At 64.9% G+C, this 2,757-nt stretch carries 4 protein-coding genes and 1 pseudogene; 3 read left to right on the plus strand and 2 right to left on the minus strand.

Going from position 1 to position 2,757, the window contains the following annotated elements; translation table 11 throughout:
* On the minus strand, positions 1 to 220 hold a 220-nt coding region (locus tag GJ629_RS15315), incomplete at its 3' end, for a transcriptional regulator (RefSeq protein WP_157513787.1).
* Positions 221 to 336: 116 nt separating this feature from the next.
* Positions 337 to 924: a dCTP deaminase gene (dcd, locus tag GJ629_RS15320; RefSeq protein WP_157513788.1), complete on the minus strand. Its 588-nt coding sequence runs from the start codon at positions 922 to 924 to the stop codon at positions 337 to 339.
* 268 nt (positions 925 to 1,192) lie between these two features.
* Between dcd and pth2 the strand changes: the two genes are divergently transcribed.
* From pth2 to GJ629_RS15335, 3 genes and pseudogenes are all read left to right on the plus strand, one after another.
* Entirely contained in the window at positions 1,193 to 1,531 is a 339-nt protein-coding gene (pth2, locus tag GJ629_RS15325; protein ID WP_157513789.1) for a peptidyl-tRNA hydrolase Pth2, read from the plus strand.
* A gap of 87 nt (positions 1,532 to 1,618) precedes the next feature.
* Complete coding sequence (gene psmA, locus GJ629_RS15330) at positions 1,619 to 2,368, plus strand: archaeal proteasome endopeptidase complex subunit alpha (RefSeq protein WP_157513790.1); 750 nt, start codon at positions 1,619 to 1,621, stop codon at positions 2,366 to 2,368.
* Positions 2,361 to 2,757 (plus strand): annotated as a pseudogene (locus GJ629_RS15335) (proteasome subunit beta); the annotation flags it as partial. The gene psmA and the pseudogene GJ629_RS15335, both read left to right, overlap by 8 nt.

The following is a 2,757-nucleotide window of genomic DNA, read 5'->3' on the forward strand; positions in this document are numbered from 1 at the left end:
CGGCCAGTTCTTCGACCAGCGCCGCCAGCCGCTCGTCCGCCAGCAGCGCCTCGTTGCGGTCTATCTCCCCGTGGACGTACTTCGAGACGGCGCTCTGGCTGATCCCCAGTTGGTCGGCGACCTCCCGCTGAGTGAGTCCGCGCTCGCGCAACGCTTCGGCCAGCAGCGACCGGAACGTCGGGAGAAACTCCTCGACGACCACTTCCTCGACGAAGTGCATTCTATTTCCCTCCGCGCTCGTTTCTCGCCGACAGACGACCGCGACGAGACGCGGTCATTGGTCGCCTCCAAACTCGACCTCGTTTCTCGCCGACAGACGACCGCGAAGAGACGCGGTCATTGGTCGCCTCCAAACTCGCGGTCCCCCTGTATCTTCGACGCCTGCGGGCCAGACTGGTCCTGATACTTCGAGCCGCGCTCGGCACCGTAGGGGCGGTCGGCTGGCGATTTCAGTTCGGTGAAGGTCAGCTGTGAGATGCGCATTCCCGGGGAGAGCGCGACGGGCGCGGTCCCGAGGTTCGACAGTTCGAGAGTGATCTGGCCCTTGTATCCGGGGTCACAGAGGCCTGCTGTCGCGTGGACCACGATGGCGAGACGACCGAGTGAGGACCGGCCTTCGACGTGGGCGATGAGGTCGTCGGGAATCTCGACTCGCTCGTGGGTCGTCCCGAGGACGAAATCTCCGGGGTGGAGGATGAACTCGTCGCCGTCCTCGACGACCGTCTCGTCGACGTACTCCTCGACCTCCTGCTCGCTGTTGGGGTGGATACAGGAGATGTTCGTCCGCTGGAACTCCAGAAACTCCTTCCCGAGACGGAGGTCGATGCTGGCCGGCTGGATCTGGATGTCCGGGTCGTCTACGGGTTCGACGACCAGATCACCCTCCTCCAACCGTCGGAGGATGTCGGCGTCCGAGAGGATCATACTGCTACTCGGAACCGCGGTGGTCTAAAGGTTCCCGGAACTCGCGAGCGGAGCGAGCGAGGGTTTTTGACCCATATTTTTGGCCGAGTGGTGGTCGTCGGCCACCCGAGGCGAAAAATATGGTCCACGGGAGGATCATACTGCTACTCGGAACCGCGGTGGTCTAAAGGTTCCCGGAACTCGCGAGCGGAGCGAGTGAGGGTTTTCGACCCATATCCGTGGCCGCCGAGTAGCCAAGGATATAGTGGTCTATCGCCACACTGCGACTATGAAACAGGCAATCGTCGCCCGGGCAGACCTCGGGATGGGCGAGGGGAAACTCGCCGCACAGGTCGCCCATGCCTCGCTGATGGCCTACGAGGAGGCGGCCGGCGGGGCCAAACGAGAGTGGAAAGGCAGCGGCCAGAAGAAAGTCGTCCTGCAGGCCAACGGGGAGTCCGAACTGTTCGCCCTCGCCGAGAAGGCCGACACCGAGGGCATCCCCCACGCTATCGTCCGGGACGCCGGCCACACCGAACTCGAACCCGGTACGGCCTCGGCACTGGCCGTCGGCCCCGCCGCGGACGACCGTATCGACGCCGTTACCGGCGATTTATCGCTGTATTGACTCCCAGAGCCGGCCCGTATTGCATCTACACCGAATACTTAAGCGTTGCTAAAAGGTTTATATACGGACACGCCTAACCCAGAGTGAATGCAAGGAAACCACGAACAGCAGGCATACGACCGTGGTATCACCATCTTCTCCCCGGATGGTCGGCTCTACCAGGTCGAGTATGCCCGCGAGGCAGTCAAACGCGGTAGCGCGAGCGTCGGAGTCAGAACGCCGGAAGGCGTCGTTCTGGCGGCCGACCGGCACACGCGCTCGCCGCTCATCGAGGAGGAGAGCATCGAGAAGGTCCACGGCATCGACGACCACATGGCTATCGCCAGCGCCGGCCACGTCGCCGACGCCCGCCAGCTGATCGACTTCGCCCGCCGTCGCGCACAGGTCAACCACCTCCGCTACGACGAGGCCATCGACGTCGAGACGCTCACCAAAGCGGTCACCGACCACATCCAGGAGTACACACAGACCGGCGGCGCGCGTCCGTTCGGCGTCGCGCTGCTGGTCGGCGGCGTCGACGACGGCGAACCGCGCCTGTTCGAGACGGACCCCTCCGGGACGCCCTACGAGTGGCAGGCGACGGCCATCGGCGGCGGCCGCGAGGACAGCCAGCGTTACCTCGAAGACAACTACGAGGAGGGGCTGGATCTAGACGGCGGCATCGGCCTCGCGCTGGAGGCGCTGGCCGAGGGTAGCGACGACGACGACGGCCTCGACGCCGGCGGCGTCGAGATGACCACCATCGACGTCGAGACCGAACAGGTTTCGCCCGTCGAGGAGGCGACCATCGCGGAACACATCGACGAGCGGGAACTGGGAGGCGAGTCCGATGAATAACAACTTCAACCCCACCGAACCGGAACTGGGTAGCTTCGACGAGTTCGACACCGACCGCGACGAGGACGCCGTCAACAAGACGGGGACGACTACCGTCGGCATCACCACCGAGGAGGGTGTCGTCATCGCGACGGACAAACGCGCCAGCCTCGGCGGCCGGTTCGTCTCGAACAAGAACGTCCAGAAGGTCGAACAGGTCCACCCGACGGCGGCGCTGACCCTCGTCGGGTAGCGGTCGGCGGCGCACAGTCGTTCATCCGGACCTCCGTGCGGAGGCGAACCTCTATGACTCCCGCCGGGGCGAACCGATGTCCATCCACGCGATGGCGCGCTGGCGGGCAACTTCGCCCGCGGCGGCCCTCTTCTGCCCATCAACCCCATCCTCGGCG

It is taken from the genome of Halapricum sp. CBA1109 (assembly GCF_009741825.1).
Classification (GTDB): domain Archaea; phylum Halobacteriota; class Halobacteria; order Halobacteriales; family Haloarculaceae; genus Halapricum.